The sequence below is a fragment of the Methylorubrum rhodesianum genome (assembly GCF_014199985.1).
In the GTDB taxonomy this organism is placed as follows: Bacteria; Pseudomonadota; Alphaproteobacteria; order Rhizobiales; family Beijerinckiaceae; genus Methylobacterium; species Methylobacterium rhodesianum.
The window spans coordinates 137,728-151,997 of the sequence record NZ_JACHOS010000007.1; the positions used below are offsets into that span (position 1 = coordinate 137,728).

Genomic DNA, 14,270 nt, shown 5'->3' on the forward strand with positions numbered 1-14,270 from the left:
ACAGTTTAGGACGAAATGTTTCCGCGCGTCAGCGCATCCGCCGCCGGGCTCCCCAGGAAGCGGGTCGGTGTTGCACCGGCGCCAGCGGGGCCGGCGCCGGGGTCACATCGCCAGGATCACACTGTATGGCTCAGATCGCCTGCACTTCCCGCACCGAGGGCAGGAAGTGGCGGAACAGGTTCTGCACGCCCTGGCGCAGGGTCGCGGTGGAAGACGGGCAGCCCGAGCAGGCGCCCTTCATCTCGAGATAGACGATTCCGTCGCGATAGCCGCGGAAGGTGATGTCGCCGCCATCGCCCGCCACCGCCGGGCGTACCCGCGTCTCGAGCAGGTCCTTGATGGTGGCGACGGTGTCGTGATCGGCCTCGTCGTAGAATTCCTCGGTGTCGTCCTCGGCCAGCGCCGTACCCTCGGCGAGCACCGGGCGGCCGGACTGGAAGTGGTCCATGATCGCGCCGAGCACCGCCGGCTTCACCTGCGGCCACTCGTTCACGCCGTCGGCCTTGGTCACCGAGATGAAGTCGTGCCCGAAATAGACGCCGGAGACGCCGGGCACCGCGAACAGGGCGGTGGCGAGGGGCGAGCGCTCGGCGCCGGCCGCGTCGCGGGCCTCGAAGGTGCCCTCGGGCAGCACCACGCGGCCGGGCAGGAACTTGAGCGTGGCGGGATTCGGCGTGGCTTCGGTCTGGATGAACATGTCGGAAAGTCCTCGGATCCGCTGGCGCCGGTTCAAGGCCGGCCGGGAAGCGGCGCCGGGATCAGCCGGCACCGCTTTCCATGTGGACCGGAAGGGACGGATTCTCAACCTGTCCCGCGACTTGTTGCGCGGCGGCATCCGGTGTAGGAAGCCCGTTCATCACGCATATCGTTCGTATCCGCGCCTGAGGAAGGAGCCGCCTCGCATGGCTCGCGTCACCGTCGAAGACTGCATCGAGAAGGTCGAGAACCGCTTCGAGCTGGTCCTGCTCGCCAGCCACCGCGCGCGCCTGCTCGCTGCCGGTGCCCCTCTGACCGTCGAGCGCGACCGCGACAAGAATCCGGTCGTGGCCCTGCGCGAGATCGGCGACGAGACCATCACGGCCGAAGATCTCAAGGAGCAGCTCATCCACTCGATGCAGAAATACGTCGAAGTTGACGAGCCGGAGGCCGAGACCGTGCCGCTGCTGTCGAGCTCGCCCGCCGCGGCGGCGGTGGCGCCCCAGTCGTCGTCCGACGACAAGGACGTGCAGTTCGACCGCATGAGCGAGGAAGATCTTCTGCGCGGCCTGGAGAACCTGGCGCCGCCGACGGAGACCGACGACGAGGGCGAGTAAGCCCTCCCTCGCAGCCGAGTCCGCGTTTCGCGCCCGCCCTCGATCCCGAGCGGCGGGCGTTCTCGTCTCCGGCATCGTCGCGAAGGGCGGTTTGCGGACCTCGGACAGGAAGGACGCTCGAACGAAGCTCTCGTCCCTGGTTCCGGAAGCGATGTTCGCCACGTGGGACGGAGCCCGTCCTGCAGCCGGTGCAGGACAAGGGAAACAGTTACGCTCCGTCTGCGACGCCTTGGGTCTGGCGTAAACGGCGCCGATGCGGGAAGCTGTCGCGCGACGACCGTGGCCGGTCCCGGCCGGGCTTCCGATACAATCAGAGCAGGATCCTTCGGCGGATGATGCGCCAGTACGAACTCGTGGAGCGGGTCAAACGCTACAACCCGGCCGCGAACGAAGCGCTTCTGAACCGCGCCTACGTCTACGCCATGCGCGCGCACGGCACGCAGAAGCGCGCCTCGGGCGATCCGTTCTTCGCCCATCCCCTCGAAGTCGCCGCGATTCTCACCGACCTGCGCCTCGACGACGCGACCATCGTCGCCGCCGTCCTGCACGACACGGTCGAGGACACCGCGGCCACCCTCGACGAGATCCGCGAGATCTTCGGGCCGGAGATCGGCGCGCTGGTCGACGGGCTGACCAAGCTCAAGCGCCTCGACCTCGTCTCGAAGCGGGCGGTGCAGGGCGAGAATTTCCGGAAACTGCTCCTCGCGGTGGCCGAGGACGTGCGGGTGCTGCTGGTCAAGCTCGCCGACCGCCTGCACAACATGCGCACGCTCCACTTCATGCGCGACGACAAGCGGGCGCGGATCGCCGAGGAGACCCTCGACATCTACGCGCCGCTCGCCGGCCGCATGGGTATGCAGGAGTTGCGCGACGAGCTGGAAGACCTCTCCTTCCGCACCCTCAAGCCCGAGATCTACGCCACCATCACCAAGCGGCTCGAAGACCTTTCGGCGAAATCCGGCAGCGTCATCGAGAGCATCGAGCACGATCTCACCGCACGGCTCGCCGCGCGCGGCATCACGGCTCAGGTGAAGGGGCGGCTGAAGAAGCCGTTCTCGATCTGGTCGAAGATGGAGCGCAAGTCGGTCGCCTTCGAGCAGCTCTCCGATATCGTCGGCTTCCGCGTGATCGTCGGCACGGTGGCGGATTGCTACGCCGCGCTCGGCGTGGTCCACACCAGCTGGCCGATGGTGCCGGGCCGCTACAAGGACTACGTCTCGACGCCCAAGCAGAACGATTACCGCTCGATCCACACCACGGTGATCGGGCCGAAACGCCAGCGCGTCGAGCTCCAGATCCGCACCGCCGAGATGGACGAGATCGCCGAATACGGCATCGCCGCCCACGCGCACTACAAGGAGGCGGCCAAGGAGGGCGCGGAGGGCGAGGTCCATCCGCGGCTCGCCACCGAGAGCGGCGCCTACCAATGGCTGCGCCGGACCATCGAGCTCCTGGCCGAGGGAGACTCGCCGGAGGAGTTTCTGGAGCACACCAAGCTGGAGCTGTTCCAGGACCAAGTGTTCTGCTTCACGCCGAAGGGCCGCCTGATCGCCCTGCCGCGCGGCGCCACGCCGATCGATTTCGCCTATGCCGTCCACACCGATGTCGGCAACACGGCAGTCGGCGCCAAGATCAACGGGCGCCTCGCCCCCCTGCTGCACGAACTCGCCAACGGCGACGAGGTCGAGATCGCCCGCTCCGACGGCGCCTCGCCGCCGGCCGCCTGGGAATCGCTCGTCGTCACCGGCAAGGCCCGCGCCGCGATCCGCCGGGCGACCCGCGCCGCGGTGCGGCGGCAATATGCCGGGCTGGGCCGCCAGATCCTCGACCGCGCCTTCGAGCGGGCCGGCAAGAGCTTCTCGGAGGAGAAGCTGCGCGGCGCCCTGCCCCGGCTCGCCCGCGCCTCGACCGAAGACGTCTTCGCCGCCGTCGGGCGCGGCGAGATGTTTTCCGGGGACGTGGTCAAGGCGGTCTATCCCGATTTCAAGGACGAGCGCCGCGCCGGCGCGAGCGGCGGTCCGGCGGCCACCGGGGCCGCGGGGCGGCTCACCCGTTCCAAGGATCAGACCATGCGGCTGACCTTCTCGGGGGAGCCGGATGGGGCGGCAAGTCCGGGCAGTATCCCGATCCGCGGTCTGGCCGGTGATCTGCCGGTGAGCTTCGCTCCGAACGGCGGCGCCCTGCCGGGGGACCGCATCGTCGGCATCCTCACCCCCGGCGTCGGCGTGACGATCTATCCGATCCAGTCGGCGGCGCTGGCCGCCTTCGACAACGAGCCCGAGCGCTGGCTCGACGTGCGCTGGGACGTCGAGGGTTCGCAGGAACGCTTCCCCGCCAAGCTCGCGCTCGAGTCGATCAACGAGCCGGGCACGCTGGCGCAGATCGCCCAGGTGATCGCCGAGCACGACGGCAACATCGACAACGTCTCGATGAAGCGGCGCACGCAGGACTTCACCGATATCGCGATCGATCTCTCGGTGCCGGACTTGAAACACCTCACCGCCATCGTCGCGGATCTGCGCGGCAAGCGCTCAGTCAGCCGAGTCGAGCGGGTGAACGGTTAGAGCCTCGAAGCGGAGGCTGGCCGCCCCTCTCCGGTTCGGCCGATCCCCCGCCCGCCGGTCGCGGGAAGCCCTGCACCGCGCGAGCGGACGGTAAGGCGAAGCGGGTCCTCGAACCCAGGCGTTCGCGCTCGGCTTGCGCCCCGCGCGCGTCGCTGCAAAAAGCGGCGGGAGACGGGTTGGCGAGCGGATGGTCATGACACCGGAAGACGTTCTCGAAGAATTTCGTTCGGCGGGTGCGCTGCTGCAGGGGCACTTCATCCTCAGCTCCGGGCTGCGCTCGCCGACCTTCCTGCAGAAGATGACGATCTTTTCCGATCCCGCGCGGACCGAGCGGTTGTGCCGCGCGCTCGCGGAGGTGATCACGAGGCAGTTCGGCCGGATCGACATCGTGGTCTCGCCGGCCATCGGCGGCATCATTCCCGGTTACGAGACCGCCCGCCATCTCGGCGCCAAGGCGATCTTCGTCGAGCGCGACCCGGGCGGCCCCTTCACCCTGCGCCGCGGCTTCTCGATCCCAGCGGGCGCCCGCGCCGTCATCGTCGAGGACATCGTGACGACCGGCCTCTCGGCCCGCGAATGCCTCGCCTCCCTGAAAGACGAGGCTGGGGAGGTGGTCGGCGCGGCCTGCCTGATCGATCGCTCCGGCGGACGCGGCGAGATCGGGCTGCCGCTCGTCTCCCTCGTCACCCTCGATATCCCGACCTATTCCCCCGACGCTCTCCCCCCGGAACTCGCCGCCCTCCCCGCGGTCAAGCCGGGCAGCCGGGCGATATCGGCGCCTTGACGGAAGGTCGTCCGCCGGACGGTAGAGGTTCCTAGGCTGCACCGGAAGTCGCGGAAGATTCCGCTAAGATGAACCGCATTACTTTGGCTGCTGTGGCAACTTCAGGTAATTATTCTTCCGATCTGATCCGATACGCACGGTGTTTTACAATTGTTGGTGTAGGGGCGAATTTTTTGAATTTCCCTTGGTTGTGGCGCGACATCTTGGCGAGCGGCACCGAAGATCCGTGTTAACTCCTTCTGGCGCTTGACAGAGGTTGCACCCTCCGCCACCACGGTGGTCGCTTAATTCGGTGCCCTTCGCACCAGATTAAGCGCCGCAACTCTCCGACATCACGATTTGCCGGCGCCCGCGTCGATCTGTTCGAGCAACAGCCTGTATCGGGACTGGGAAACGACCGCCAATCGGAAAGGCGCGGTGACGGGCTTTACCTGCGCATCGACCCCGCGTTTTTCTGTACTGCGTTCATGCCCGCATTTCTAGAAAAATGACTTTCAGCTCCAGCACACGGATCGATCAATGAGTGATAAACAAAGGACCGCGATTTTCATCGACGGTGCAAATCTCTACGCGACCACGAAGGCGCTCGGTTTCGACATCGATTACAAGCGTCTGCTCAAAGATTTTCAGAGTCGCGATAATCTCATTCGAGCTTTCTACTACACGGCGATGATCGAGGATCAGGAATACTCCTCGATCCGTCCCCTGATCGACTGGCTTGATTACAACGGATACCGCGTCGTCACGAAGCCGGTGAAGGAGTTCACCGACTCGGCCGGCCGCCGCAAGATCAAGGGCAACATGGACATCGAGCTGGCGATCGACGCGCTCGAACTCGCTCCGTACATCGATCACATGGTTCTGTTCTCCGGCGACGGCGATTTCCGCTCGCTGGTGGAGGCGATCCAGCGCCGCGGCGTCCGCGTCTCCGTGGTCTCGACGATCCAGACCCAGCCGGCGATGATCGCCGACGACCTGCGCCGTCAGGCCGACGAGTTCGTCGATCTCGCCCATCTCGCCAACCGGATCGGCCGTGACCCGAGCGAGCGCCCCGCACGCCCCGCCGGCGACGGTCCGCGCCGGGAATTCGCCGAGCGCGCGCCCCGCGCCAATCCGGGCCTCGAGAGCCGCTACGGCATCCGTCCCGGTCCGGCCGACGAAGAATCGGAAGGCTGAGCGCAGTACCGCTCCTCAAATCGCGATGACGGGAGAATGACCCTCACCGTCATCGCGAGGCAGGGCCGTGGCAATCCAGGACGCCGCCCCATCCGGAAGGGGCGCACCCCGGGAGCGCTTCGCATGCGTTCGCGGTGACGGTGGGCCCGGCTCGAGTCTCCGCCGAACCCGAGACCGCTCAGCCCTTGTCGCGCATCAGACGGGCTTTGTCGCGCTGCCAGTCGCGCTGCTTGACGCTCTCGCGCTTGTCGTGGAGCTGCTTGCCCTTGCCGAGCCCGAGTTCGACCTTCGCCCGGCCCTTGTCGTTGAAGTAGATCTTCAGCGGGATCACCGTGTAGCCCTGGCGCTGGGTCGCGCCGATCAGCTTGTTGATCTGGCGGCGGTGCAGCAGCAGGCGGCGGGGCCGCTTGGTGTCGTGGTTGAAGCGGTTCGCTTCCAAGTATTCGGGAATATAGGCGTTGAACAGCATCAGGTCCGAGCCGGAGGGGCCGGCATAGGATTCGCCGATCGTCGCCTTCCCACCACGCAGCGACTTCACCTCGGTGCCGGTCAGCGCGATGCCGGCCTCGAACGTGTCCTCGATCGCGTAGTGGAAGCGGGCGGAGCGGTTGTCGGCGACGACGCGCCGGCCGGGTTCGGTTTTGGGGGCCATTCTTCTTCAGGTTCGCGGACGCACGACGGCAATGCCCGGATATGGGCATCGCCGCCTCTTCGGGCGAGGGATCAGATCAGGCCGGCATGGGCGAGCGCGGCGTCGACCGCCCTGCGGCAGCCTTCGGTGGCGGGCACCAGCGGCAGGCGCACCTCCTCCGACATCAACCCCAGGCGCGACAGCGCGTATTTCGCCGGCACCGGATTCGACTCGTAGAACATCTGCACATGCAGGGGCATCAGCCGGTCCTGGATCGTCAGGGCCTTGGCATAGTCGCCCGCCAGCGTCGCCTCCTGCAGATCGGCGCAGAGCCGGGGCGCGACATTCGACACCACGGAGATGCAGCCCCGGCCACCATGGGCATTGAAGCCGAGCGCCGTCGCATCTTCGCCAGAAAGCTGGATGAAATCTTCTCCCAAAGCCTGCCGCTGGAGGCTGACGCGGTCGATCTTGGCCGTGGCGTCCTTCACGCCGGCAATGTTCTTCAACTCGAACAGCCGCTTCATGGTGTCGACGCTCATATCGACCACGGACCGGCCGGGGATGTTGTAGATGATGATCGGAATGCCGACGGCGTCGTTCACCGCCTTGAAGTGGGCGTACATCCCCTCCTGGGTCGGCTTGTTGTAGTAGGGCGTGACGGTGAGCACCGCATCCGCGCCGACGCTTTCCGCATGACGGGCCCGCGCCACGGCCTCCCGCGTCGAGTTCGAGCCGGCGCCGGCGATCACCGGCACCCGGCCCGCAGCCTCGGCGACGCAGATCTCGACCACGCGGTCGTGCTCGGCATGGCTCAGCGTCGGGCTCTCGCCGGTGGTGCCGGTCGGGACCAGGGCATGGGTGCCCTGCTCGATCTGCCAGTTCACGAATTTCCGGAAGGCCGCCTCGTCGAACTCACCGTCGCGGAAAGGGGTCGCGAGCGCGGTCATCGAGCCGCGAAGGCGGGCGTGAGTATCGGTCATCCTGGCGTTCCCGGCCGTTCTTCTTGCCGATCTGGCATGCCCCGGCGCCGGTGGCCTCATATCGGCCGCGCACGGGTCGCGCGAGACATAGGCCCTCCCCAGTCCGCGCGCAAACGCTTCGCTTGCGCAGTTAATGCCATCTTAACGCACCGGAGCCCAGCTTAAGGCTTGGCCTCCGTTTCGGGGTGTCTGATGACCTTGGCGTTCCCCGCCCGCTCCCTACCCCTGCTGCTCGGGCTCGTCCTGTCCGGCACCGCCATGCTGCCGCAGAGGGGCACGGCGATCGAGGTTCGCAACCCCGAGCCGGCCTCGGCGCCCGCCGCGCCGGCAAGCGACGCCACCGCGCCCGCGGGCCAGGTCAGCGACGGCCAAGGCCCCGCCTCCGATCCGGTGGCGGCCGACGCGCTGCGGCTCGATCCGAGCGCCGGCGAGGCCGCCTCCGACAAGCCGCTGCCCGCCGCGGCCTCCGCCTACGCCTCCACCGAATCGGATGGTCCGGTCGCCTTCCCGCTCCCCGACGCGGCCGTCTCGCCGGCCGCCCCCTCCCCCGAGGTGCCGGATCCGGCCCGGCCGATCGCCTCGGGCGAGACCGATCTCGGCCAGCTTCGCGAGGCGATCGACCTCTACCGCAAGGGCAAGGTCACCGACGGCGACCGGCTCGCGGCCGGTTTCACCGATCCGGCGGCGCGGGCCCTGCTCGAATGGGTGGCGATCCGGGCCGGCGCCGGCGTCAGTTTCGAGCGTGTCGTCGCCTTCACCCGCGCCAATCCCGACTGGCCGGCCGGCCCGTTGCTGCGCCGCCGCGCCGAGGAGCGCCTGCTCACGGAGAAGAAGAACCCCGCGACCGTGCGCGCCTACTTCGCCACCGCCAAGCCGAGCAGCGCGCCGGGCAAGTTCGCCCTGGCGCTGGCGCTGCGCGCCGACGGGCTCGACTCCGATGCCGCCGACCTCGTGCGCGACCTGTGGCGCGAGGAGAGTTTCGGACGCAGCCTGGAGGCCAAGGTCACCGACGCCTTCCCCGGCGTGCTCACGGTGATCGACCACCGCTACCGGATGGAGCGCGCCCTCCTGAAGGAGGATTGGACCACGGCCGCCCGGGCGGCGGACTATGCCGGCGGCTCCTATGCCAGCCTCGTGCGCGCCCGCCGGGCGGTGCAGGGCAAGGCCGGAGCGGCGCCCGCCCTCGCTTCGGTGCCGCCGTCGCTGCGCAACGACTCGTCCTACCTCCTTTCGCGAGCCCAGTATTTCCGCCGCGCCGACAAGGCGGCGGAAGCGGCCAAGGTGCTCCTGTCCGCTCCCACCAATCCGGAGGTGATCGCCGACGGGGACACGTGGTGGGTCGAGCGCCGGATCGTCGCGCGCAAGCTGATGGATGCGGGCGACTCGAAGACCGCCTACGCGGTGGCCGCCGCCCACTCCGCCCGCACCTCCGAGAAGCGGATCGAGGCCGAGTTCCATGCCGGCTGGATCGCCCTGCGCTTCATGAGCGACCCAGCTGCGGCGGAGCGGCACTTCGCCGGGGCCGCGAGCGTGGCCGAGACGCCGATCTCGCTCGCGCGCGCCGCCTACTGGCAGGGCCGCGCGGCGGAGGCCGCGGGCAAGACCGCCGCGGCCAAGGGCTTCTACGAACGCGCCGCGCTCCAGCCGATCGCCTATTACGGACAGCTCGCCCGCGCCCGGCTCGGCCAGCACAGCCTGCCTCTGCGCCGGGCGGCCGAACTGAGCCCGACGGCGCGGACCGCCTTCGACGACCGGCTGTTCGTGCGCGGCCTGAAGCTCCTGGCTGCCGCCCAGATGAAGGAGCTGGCACTGCCGCTCTACATCGACGCCGCCCGCTCGCTGACCGAGGAGGCCCAGGTCAACGCGCTTGGCGCGACGGCGTTGGAGGTGCGCGATGCGCGGGCGTTGGTCGCCATCGGCAAGCTGGCCACCCAGCGCGGGCTCGCCCTCGACACCCACGCCTATCCGACCATCGGCATCCCCGATTACGAGACCTTCACCGCGGTGCCGCAGGTCGAGCGGGCCATGGTCTTCGCCATCGCCCGGCAGGAGAGCCAGTTCGATCCCCGCGCCCAGTCCGGCGTCGGCGCCAGGGGGCTGATGCAGATGATGCCGGCCACCGCCCAGCGCACGGCCAAGCGCGTCTCGACCTCCTACGAGACCGACCGCCTGACCAGCGACCCCGCCTACAACGCCCGGCTCGGGCAGGCCCATCTCGGCGAGCTGATGGAGGACTGGAAGGGCTCCTACATCCTCGCCTTCGCCTCCTACAACGCGGGCGGCGGCAACGTGAAGAAGTGGATCGACGCCTACGGCGATCCGCGCCGGCCCGAGGTCGACGCCATCGACTGGGTCGAGCGCATCCCCTTCACCGAGACGCGCAACTACGTGCAGCGGGTGATGGAGAACCTGCAGGTCTACCGCAACCGCCTCGACGGCAAGAGCGCCCTGATGATCGAGCGCGACCTCGCCCGCGGCGCCCGCACCGCCGTGAGCGCGGAGGCGCAGCCGGTCACGCCCTAGCGCTTCCATCCTCGTAGTGGCGGCGCACCATCGCCTCCACGAAGGGCCAGAGGCCGGGGATGCCGCGCTCGATCACCGGCCGGTAGCGCGCCATCACCTGCGCCTCGGTGAGGCCGTTCTCGGCCCAGGTGCCGCCCTCGGTCAGCGTGTTGAGCAGCAGCGGCTGGAGCCGGTCGAGCGCCTTGGCGAAGCGCGCTTCCGCCGTCTCGACCGCCTCGAATTCTGTCCAGAGCGCCCGGAGGCGGTGCCCCTGTGCTTCGGGCAGGAGACCGAAGATCCGCTCGGCCGCCGCCGCCTCGACCAGGGCCAGGGCGGCGCCGTCGTAGGCGCCGTGGATCGGAACGTCGCCGGCATCGACCTCGACGATGTCGTGCACGAGCAGCATCGCGACGACGCGGCCCATATCGAGACCGGGCGCGAGATCGCCGAGGACGAGGGCGAACATCGCCAGATGCCAGGAATGCTCGGCCGAGTTCTCGCGCCGCCGCTCTCCGATCGTCCGGTTCTGGCGCAGCACGGCCTTGAGTCCGTCGATCTCGGCCAGGAACGCGAACCGGCGCGCGAGGGCAGAGGCGTGGTCGTTGACGTCGTCCATGTCGTTGGTCCCGGCATCCTGCGGCACGGTTGAAGGGTTCGAGGCGTCCAGGCAAGGCGGCCGCCCCATCGATTTCCCACAGGCATGGCATTCCGAGGCTTTTGGATCGCGGCGCGAGCACCGATAGAGTCGGCCCGCCATGGCCATCACGGATCCGATCTCCGATTCTGCCCTTCGATGCATCGAAGGCCGCCTCATCGCACGGGCAACGGAATCGGATGACGGGGAGGCCATCATCGCGGAGTTCTGCGAGGCGCTGGTCGCCGCCGGGCTTCCGCTCTGGCGCCTCAGCCTCGCGGTGCCGGTGATCGATCCCGTCTTCCGCGGGGTGAGCCTCGCGTGGCGGTGCGGACAGGGCATGGCCTTCTTCCCGACCGTGCACGGGCCGGAGGGCGAGGACACGTTCTTCCGCAGCCCCGTCGGCTGGCTGCGGGCGAACGACCTCGCCTTCGTGCGCTGGCGCCTCGACCGATCGACCGGGTATCCCGACCTTCCGCTGCTGGGCGAGCTGAGGCAGGCGGGGGCCACCGATTACCTGCTCCACGCCGCCGCCTTCGCGCCCGGCAGCGCGATGGAGGGCGTCGCCATCTCGTTTTCCACCGATCGTCCCGGCGGCTTCACCGAGGCGGAGCAAGCCGTGATCGCCGGACTGGTGCCGGTGATCGCCCTGGTGACGGCCAAGCTGAGCCTGTCGCACACCATGCGCGAGATGCTCGGAACCTATCTCGGACCGGCAACCGGCGCGCGGGTGCTCGCGGGCGAGATGCGGCGCGGGCAGAGCACGGTCGTCCACGCCGCGATCCTGCTCGCGGACCTGCGCGGCTTCACGGCGGTGGCGGATCGTGACGATCCCCTGCAGGTCGTGGGCTGGCTCGACGAGCATTTCGATGCGCTGGGCGAGCCGGTGCAGCGCCACGGCGGCGAGATCTCGAAGTTTCTCGGTGACGGCTTTCTCGCCGTCTTCCCCGTGGCCGAGCCGGATGCCCTGGCCTGCCCGGCCTGCGCGGGCGCGCTCGACGCGGCGCGGGAGGCGCTGGCGCGCAACGCGGGTCTGAACGCGTCCCGTCACCGGGACGGCCTGCCGCCCCTGGAGGCGGACATCGTGCTTCATTACGGGCGCGTCGTGTCCGGCAATGTCGGCACCGACCGGCGCCTCGACTTCACGGTGATCGGGCAGGCGGTCAACGAGGCGAGCCGGATCGAACGGCTCTGCGATGAACTGGAACGCCCGCTGCTTCTCTCGGACGCCTTCGCCCGGCGCTGCTCCGCCGCCCTCGTTCCGGTCGGCGAATTCGCCCTGCGCGGCGTCGGACGCAAGCAGCGGATCTGGGGGCTGGCGGCGGACGCCGCCGGCCCGTCAGAGCGGACCGCCGGAAACGGCGCGTCCGAGCCCGCCAAGAGCGCAGCCCGCGAGGTCGGTTCCTAGCAGCAGCGCGGCCGTCTCGATCCACAGGCCGGGTTCGCTGGGCGCCGTTTGCGGCGACGCCAGACCCGCGAGGAGAAGCCCGGCCGCGGCCAGGGCGAGGCCGCGGCGCGGAAGGCCGGTCGGCGCGCCGACGACGAGGCCGAGAACCAGCGCCGCCGGCGCCGGCCAGAGCGACGAGTCGACGAGGGTCACGAGCGCAGGCTGAGGCCGATCCCCTGGCGCTCGGAGAGCGGCGCGACCCCCGTCGGCGCGGCGGCGCGTTCCAACGGCACCCCGGCCTTCTGAAGATAGTCCACCACCGCGAGCGCCCGCGCCCGCGCAAGGTCGGCTCCGGCGTCCGCCCGCTCGGCCTCGATCTTCTCCGGCTTCGGTTCGGACTTCGAATCAGGTTTCGAATCGGACTTCGAATCGGGCTTGGCCGCCTCCTTCGGCTCCGCCTTGCCCTTGCCGGTCTTGGCGGTTTTCGCGTCCTTCTTCGGATCCGCCTTCGCGTTCGCCTTGACCGGCTTGGGCGCCGTCTCCTTCGCCGCCTCGTCGGCCACCGGATCGGCCGGTGCCTCGGACTTCGCCCCGGCCGGGTCGAGATGGCCGACGACCTCGATCCGCTCGCCCGGGCAGGCCCGGGCCAGGGCCGCCACGGCGTCGAGGACCGGATAGAACTCGGGCGCGAGCGCCGTGCTGCCCGGAGCGAAGCGCAGGGGATGGCCGGCGGTGCGCTCGGCCAGGCGCTGACCGCAGCCGCCCGAATCGGCCGTGACCGCCGGCGCCTCGTCGGAGGCGATCGTGACCGTGGCGCTCCAGCCGGCCGGCAGTGCCCGCGGTAGCGTCCGGCCGAGCCGGGCGGCGCTCTCGGGATAGAGGCTGGTGCCGGTCAGGCGCAGATCGGTGCCGGCGATCGTCAACTCGCCGGTCGCCAGCGTCGAGAGCGGATCGATCGCCGCCGCGAGCGCTGCGGCGAAGCCGGCCGGAGCGCCGTCGGCGAGCCGCGTGCGGTCCTGGATCGATTCGCGGAAGAAGCGCGGGTTGAGCCGGGCCAGCAGCGCCTCGCGGGCTGCCTGATCCGGCAGGTGGCCGCTGAGCGTGACGCTGTCGGCGCCGCGGCGGATGCGCAGGACGTATGGAACGATGGGGCGGGCGGTGAGGGCCACGCCGCCCACGGCAGTTCCGGCGGGACGGGCGTCGCGCATCAGCGCCTCCGCCTCCGCGACCGCGGCCGTATCCAGAGCGTTGCCTTCGACCGAGATGGCGGCACCCTCGAAGCTGACCCGTCCCTGGTGGAGCAATCCGGCGAGCTTGAAGACGAAGCGGGCCAGTGCCGGGCCGTCGATCCCCTGCGGCAAGCCGCGGGCGTCGCGCAGCCGGTCGTCGATCGCCGCCCCCTCCGCTGCCTCCGCGGCGATGGCACGGATCTCCTCGCGGGCACTCTCCGAGGCGACGTGGCCGTCGAGTTCGAGGCTGCCGTCCGGTCGGCGGGAGACGCCGAAGCGAAAGTCCGCGACGACCGGCGGCGTGATCTCGACCGTGCCGAGGGTGTAGCCTTGCGGCGGCGTGGCCAGCGCGGTGCGCAGGGCGTCGTAGGCGGCGAGGCTCGCCGCCTCGCCGCGAATCGAGATGACGGTGTCGTTGAGCGTGGCGACGGCGCCGGTGGTGAGGTCCTGAAGCCGCTCCACGGCGAAGGCCGCCGCGTCCGGGAAGTCACGCGGCGCGCCCCGCGCGGCTCGGGCTCGGTCACTCAAGGTGGTGTCGCGCGGCAGGGCCGGCTTCAGGCGCTGCGCCAGCTCGAAGGCGCCGACTTCGGCCGGGCGGCTGCCCTTGGCCTCGATCCGCCCGGCGGCCGGACGCTCCACCGACCAGACGAAGGGGGACACTTCCTCGATCACGCCGGTCCGGTCGGTCAGGCGGCGCAGACCCTCGATCGCCGCGAGCCGACCGATGACCGCCTCGCGCTGCGAGGCGTCCGGGGCCTCGCCCGACGCGGTCAGGTCGCGCCCCGCCACCGAGACCCGCAGCCAGGGCTCGGGCTGCCCCTCCCCGGTCGCGGCCGCGATCTCCGATGCCTGCCGTTCCAGGCGCGCGGTGACGCGCGACATGCCGAGGGAATAGGCCGCTGCCGCGACCAGGAGAAGGACCGGCAGCCCGACAAGCCAGCCGATGCGAACCAGGCGCGATCGGGACGGAGGGCCGTGCGGCGGCGTTGATGACGGCGGAAGCGGCGGCATGGACACGGGGCTCGACCTCCTCGGCGGCCGGCGATGCGGCGAGAAGACACGGTCAT

11 protein-coding genes are annotated in these 14,270 nt (G+C 69.8%); 6 read left to right on the forward strand and 5 right to left on the reverse strand.

Features of this window, described 5'->3' with window-relative positions:
- Positions 1–130: 130 nt before the first annotated feature.
- The gene (locus HNR01_RS11925; RefSeq protein WP_017486441.1) at positions 131–697 is read right to left on the reverse strand and encodes a NifU family protein; all 567 of its coding nucleotides are present in this window, start codon (positions 695–697) and stop codon (positions 131–133) included.
- 205 nt (positions 698–902) lie between these two features.
- On the opposite strand from HNR01_RS11925, the gene rpoZ reads away from it, so the two are divergent.
- The 4 genes from rpoZ (at position 903) to HNR01_RS11945 (ending at position 5,837) form a co-directional block, all read left to right on the forward strand.
- Complete coding sequence (gene rpoZ, locus HNR01_RS11930) at positions 903–1,313, forward strand: DNA-directed RNA polymerase subunit omega (protein ID WP_012455261.1); 411 nt, start codon at positions 903–905, stop codon at positions 1,311–1,313.
- 332 nt (positions 1,314–1,645) lie between these two features.
- Positions 1,646–3,877 (forward strand): RelA/SpoT family protein, encoded by a 2,232-nt coding sequence (locus tag HNR01_RS11935; RefSeq protein ID WP_183667870.1) that lies wholly within the window; start codon positions 1,646–1,648, stop codon positions 3,875–3,877.
- Positions 3,878–4,070: 193 nt separating this feature from the next.
- Positions 4,071–4,661, forward strand: coding sequence for an orotate phosphoribosyltransferase (pyrE, locus tag HNR01_RS11940; RefSeq protein ID WP_026105817.1), 591 nt, complete (start codon positions 4,071–4,073; stop codon positions 4,659–4,661).
- A 519-nt stretch (positions 4,662–5,180) separates the two neighbouring features.
- Positions 5,181–5,837 (forward strand): LabA-like NYN domain-containing protein, encoded by a 657-nt coding sequence (locus HNR01_RS11945; RefSeq protein WP_017486438.1) that lies wholly within the window; start codon positions 5,181–5,183, stop codon positions 5,835–5,837.
- 178 nt (positions 5,838–6,015) lie between these two features.
- Here the strand turns inward: HNR01_RS11945 and smpB are convergent, their stop codons facing one another.
- Both smpB and dapA read right to left on the reverse strand, forming a co-directional pair.
- The gene (gene smpB, locus HNR01_RS11950) at positions 6,016–6,489 is read right to left on the reverse strand and encodes an SsrA-binding protein SmpB (RefSeq protein ID WP_017486437.1); all 474 of its coding nucleotides are present in this window, start codon (positions 6,487–6,489) and stop codon (positions 6,016–6,018) included.
- 71 nt (positions 6,490–6,560) lie between these two features.
- Positions 6,561–7,451, reverse strand: a complete 891-nt coding sequence (gene dapA, locus HNR01_RS11955) for a 4-hydroxy-tetrahydrodipicolinate synthase (protein WP_017486436.1) — start codon at positions 7,449–7,451, stop codon at positions 6,561–6,563.
- A 198-nt stretch (positions 7,452–7,649) separates the two neighbouring features.
- Here dapA and HNR01_RS11960 point away from each other — a divergent pair, with 198 nt between their 5' ends.
- Positions 7,650–9,974 (forward strand): lytic transglycosylase domain-containing protein, encoded by a 2,325-nt coding sequence (locus tag HNR01_RS11960; protein WP_183667967.1) that lies wholly within the window; start codon positions 7,650–7,652, stop codon positions 9,972–9,974.
- Here HNR01_RS11960 and HNR01_RS11965 read toward each other — a convergent pair.
- Positions 9,964–10,569 carry an HD domain-containing protein gene (locus tag HNR01_RS11965; protein WP_183667871.1) on the reverse strand — a complete coding sequence of 202 codons (606 nt, stop codon included), beginning with the start codon at positions 10,567–10,569 and terminating at the stop codon, positions 9,964–9,966. The two genes, HNR01_RS11960 and HNR01_RS11965, sit on opposite strands and share 11 nt — an antisense overlap.
- Before the next feature lie 139 nt (positions 10,570–10,708).
- Between HNR01_RS11965 and HNR01_RS11970 the strand changes: the two genes are divergently transcribed.
- Positions 10,709–11,995 (forward strand): adenylate/guanylate cyclase domain-containing protein, encoded by a 1,287-nt coding sequence (locus HNR01_RS11970; protein ID WP_183667872.1) that lies wholly within the window; start codon positions 10,709–10,711, stop codon positions 11,993–11,995.
- A 188-nt stretch (positions 11,996–12,183) separates the two neighbouring features.
- Here HNR01_RS11970 and HNR01_RS11975 read toward each other — a convergent pair whose 3' ends face one another.
- Complete coding sequence (locus HNR01_RS11975; protein ID WP_210313203.1) at positions 12,184–14,214, reverse strand: flagellar motor protein MotB; 2,031 nt, start codon at positions 14,212–14,214, stop codon at positions 12,184–12,186.
- Positions 14,215–14,270 lie beyond the last annotated feature (56 nt).

Bases quoted from the DNA above. Each gene is read 5' to 3' on its own strand.
- pyrE (WP_026105817.1), top strand. From the start codon at position 4,071: ATGACACCGGAAGACGTTCTCGAAGAATTTCGTTCGGCGGGTGCGCTG.
- HNR01_RS11965 (WP_183667871.1), bottom strand. From the start codon at position 10,569: ATGGACGACGTCAACGACCACGCCTCTGCCCTCGCGCGCCGGTTCGCG.
- HNR01_RS11935 (WP_183667870.1), top strand. From the start codon at position 1,646: ATGATGCGCCAGTACGAACTCGTGGAGCGGGTCAAACGCTACAACCCG.
- HNR01_RS11945 (WP_017486438.1), top strand. From the start codon at position 5,181: ATGAGTGATAAACAAAGGACCGCGATTTTCATCGACGGTGCAAATCTC.
- smpB (WP_017486437.1), bottom strand. From the start codon at position 6,489: ATGGCCCCCAAAACCGAACCCGGCCGGCGCGTCGTCGCCGACAACCGC.
- HNR01_RS11975 (WP_210313203.1), bottom strand. From the start codon at position 14,214: ATGCCGCCGCTTCCGCCGTCATCAACGCCGCCGCACGGCCCTCCGTCC.
- HNR01_RS11925 (WP_017486441.1), bottom strand. From the start codon at position 697: ATGTTCATCCAGACCGAAGCCACGCCGAATCCCGCCACGCTCAAGTTC.
- dapA (WP_017486436.1), bottom strand. From the start codon at position 7,451: ATGACCGATACTCACGCCCGCCTTCGCGGCTCGATGACCGCGCTCGCG.
- rpoZ (WP_012455261.1), top strand. From the start codon at position 903: ATGGCTCGCGTCACCGTCGAAGACTGCATCGAGAAGGTCGAGAACCGC.
- HNR01_RS11970 (WP_183667872.1), top strand. From the start codon at position 10,709: ATGGCCATCACGGATCCGATCTCCGATTCTGCCCTTCGATGCATCGAA.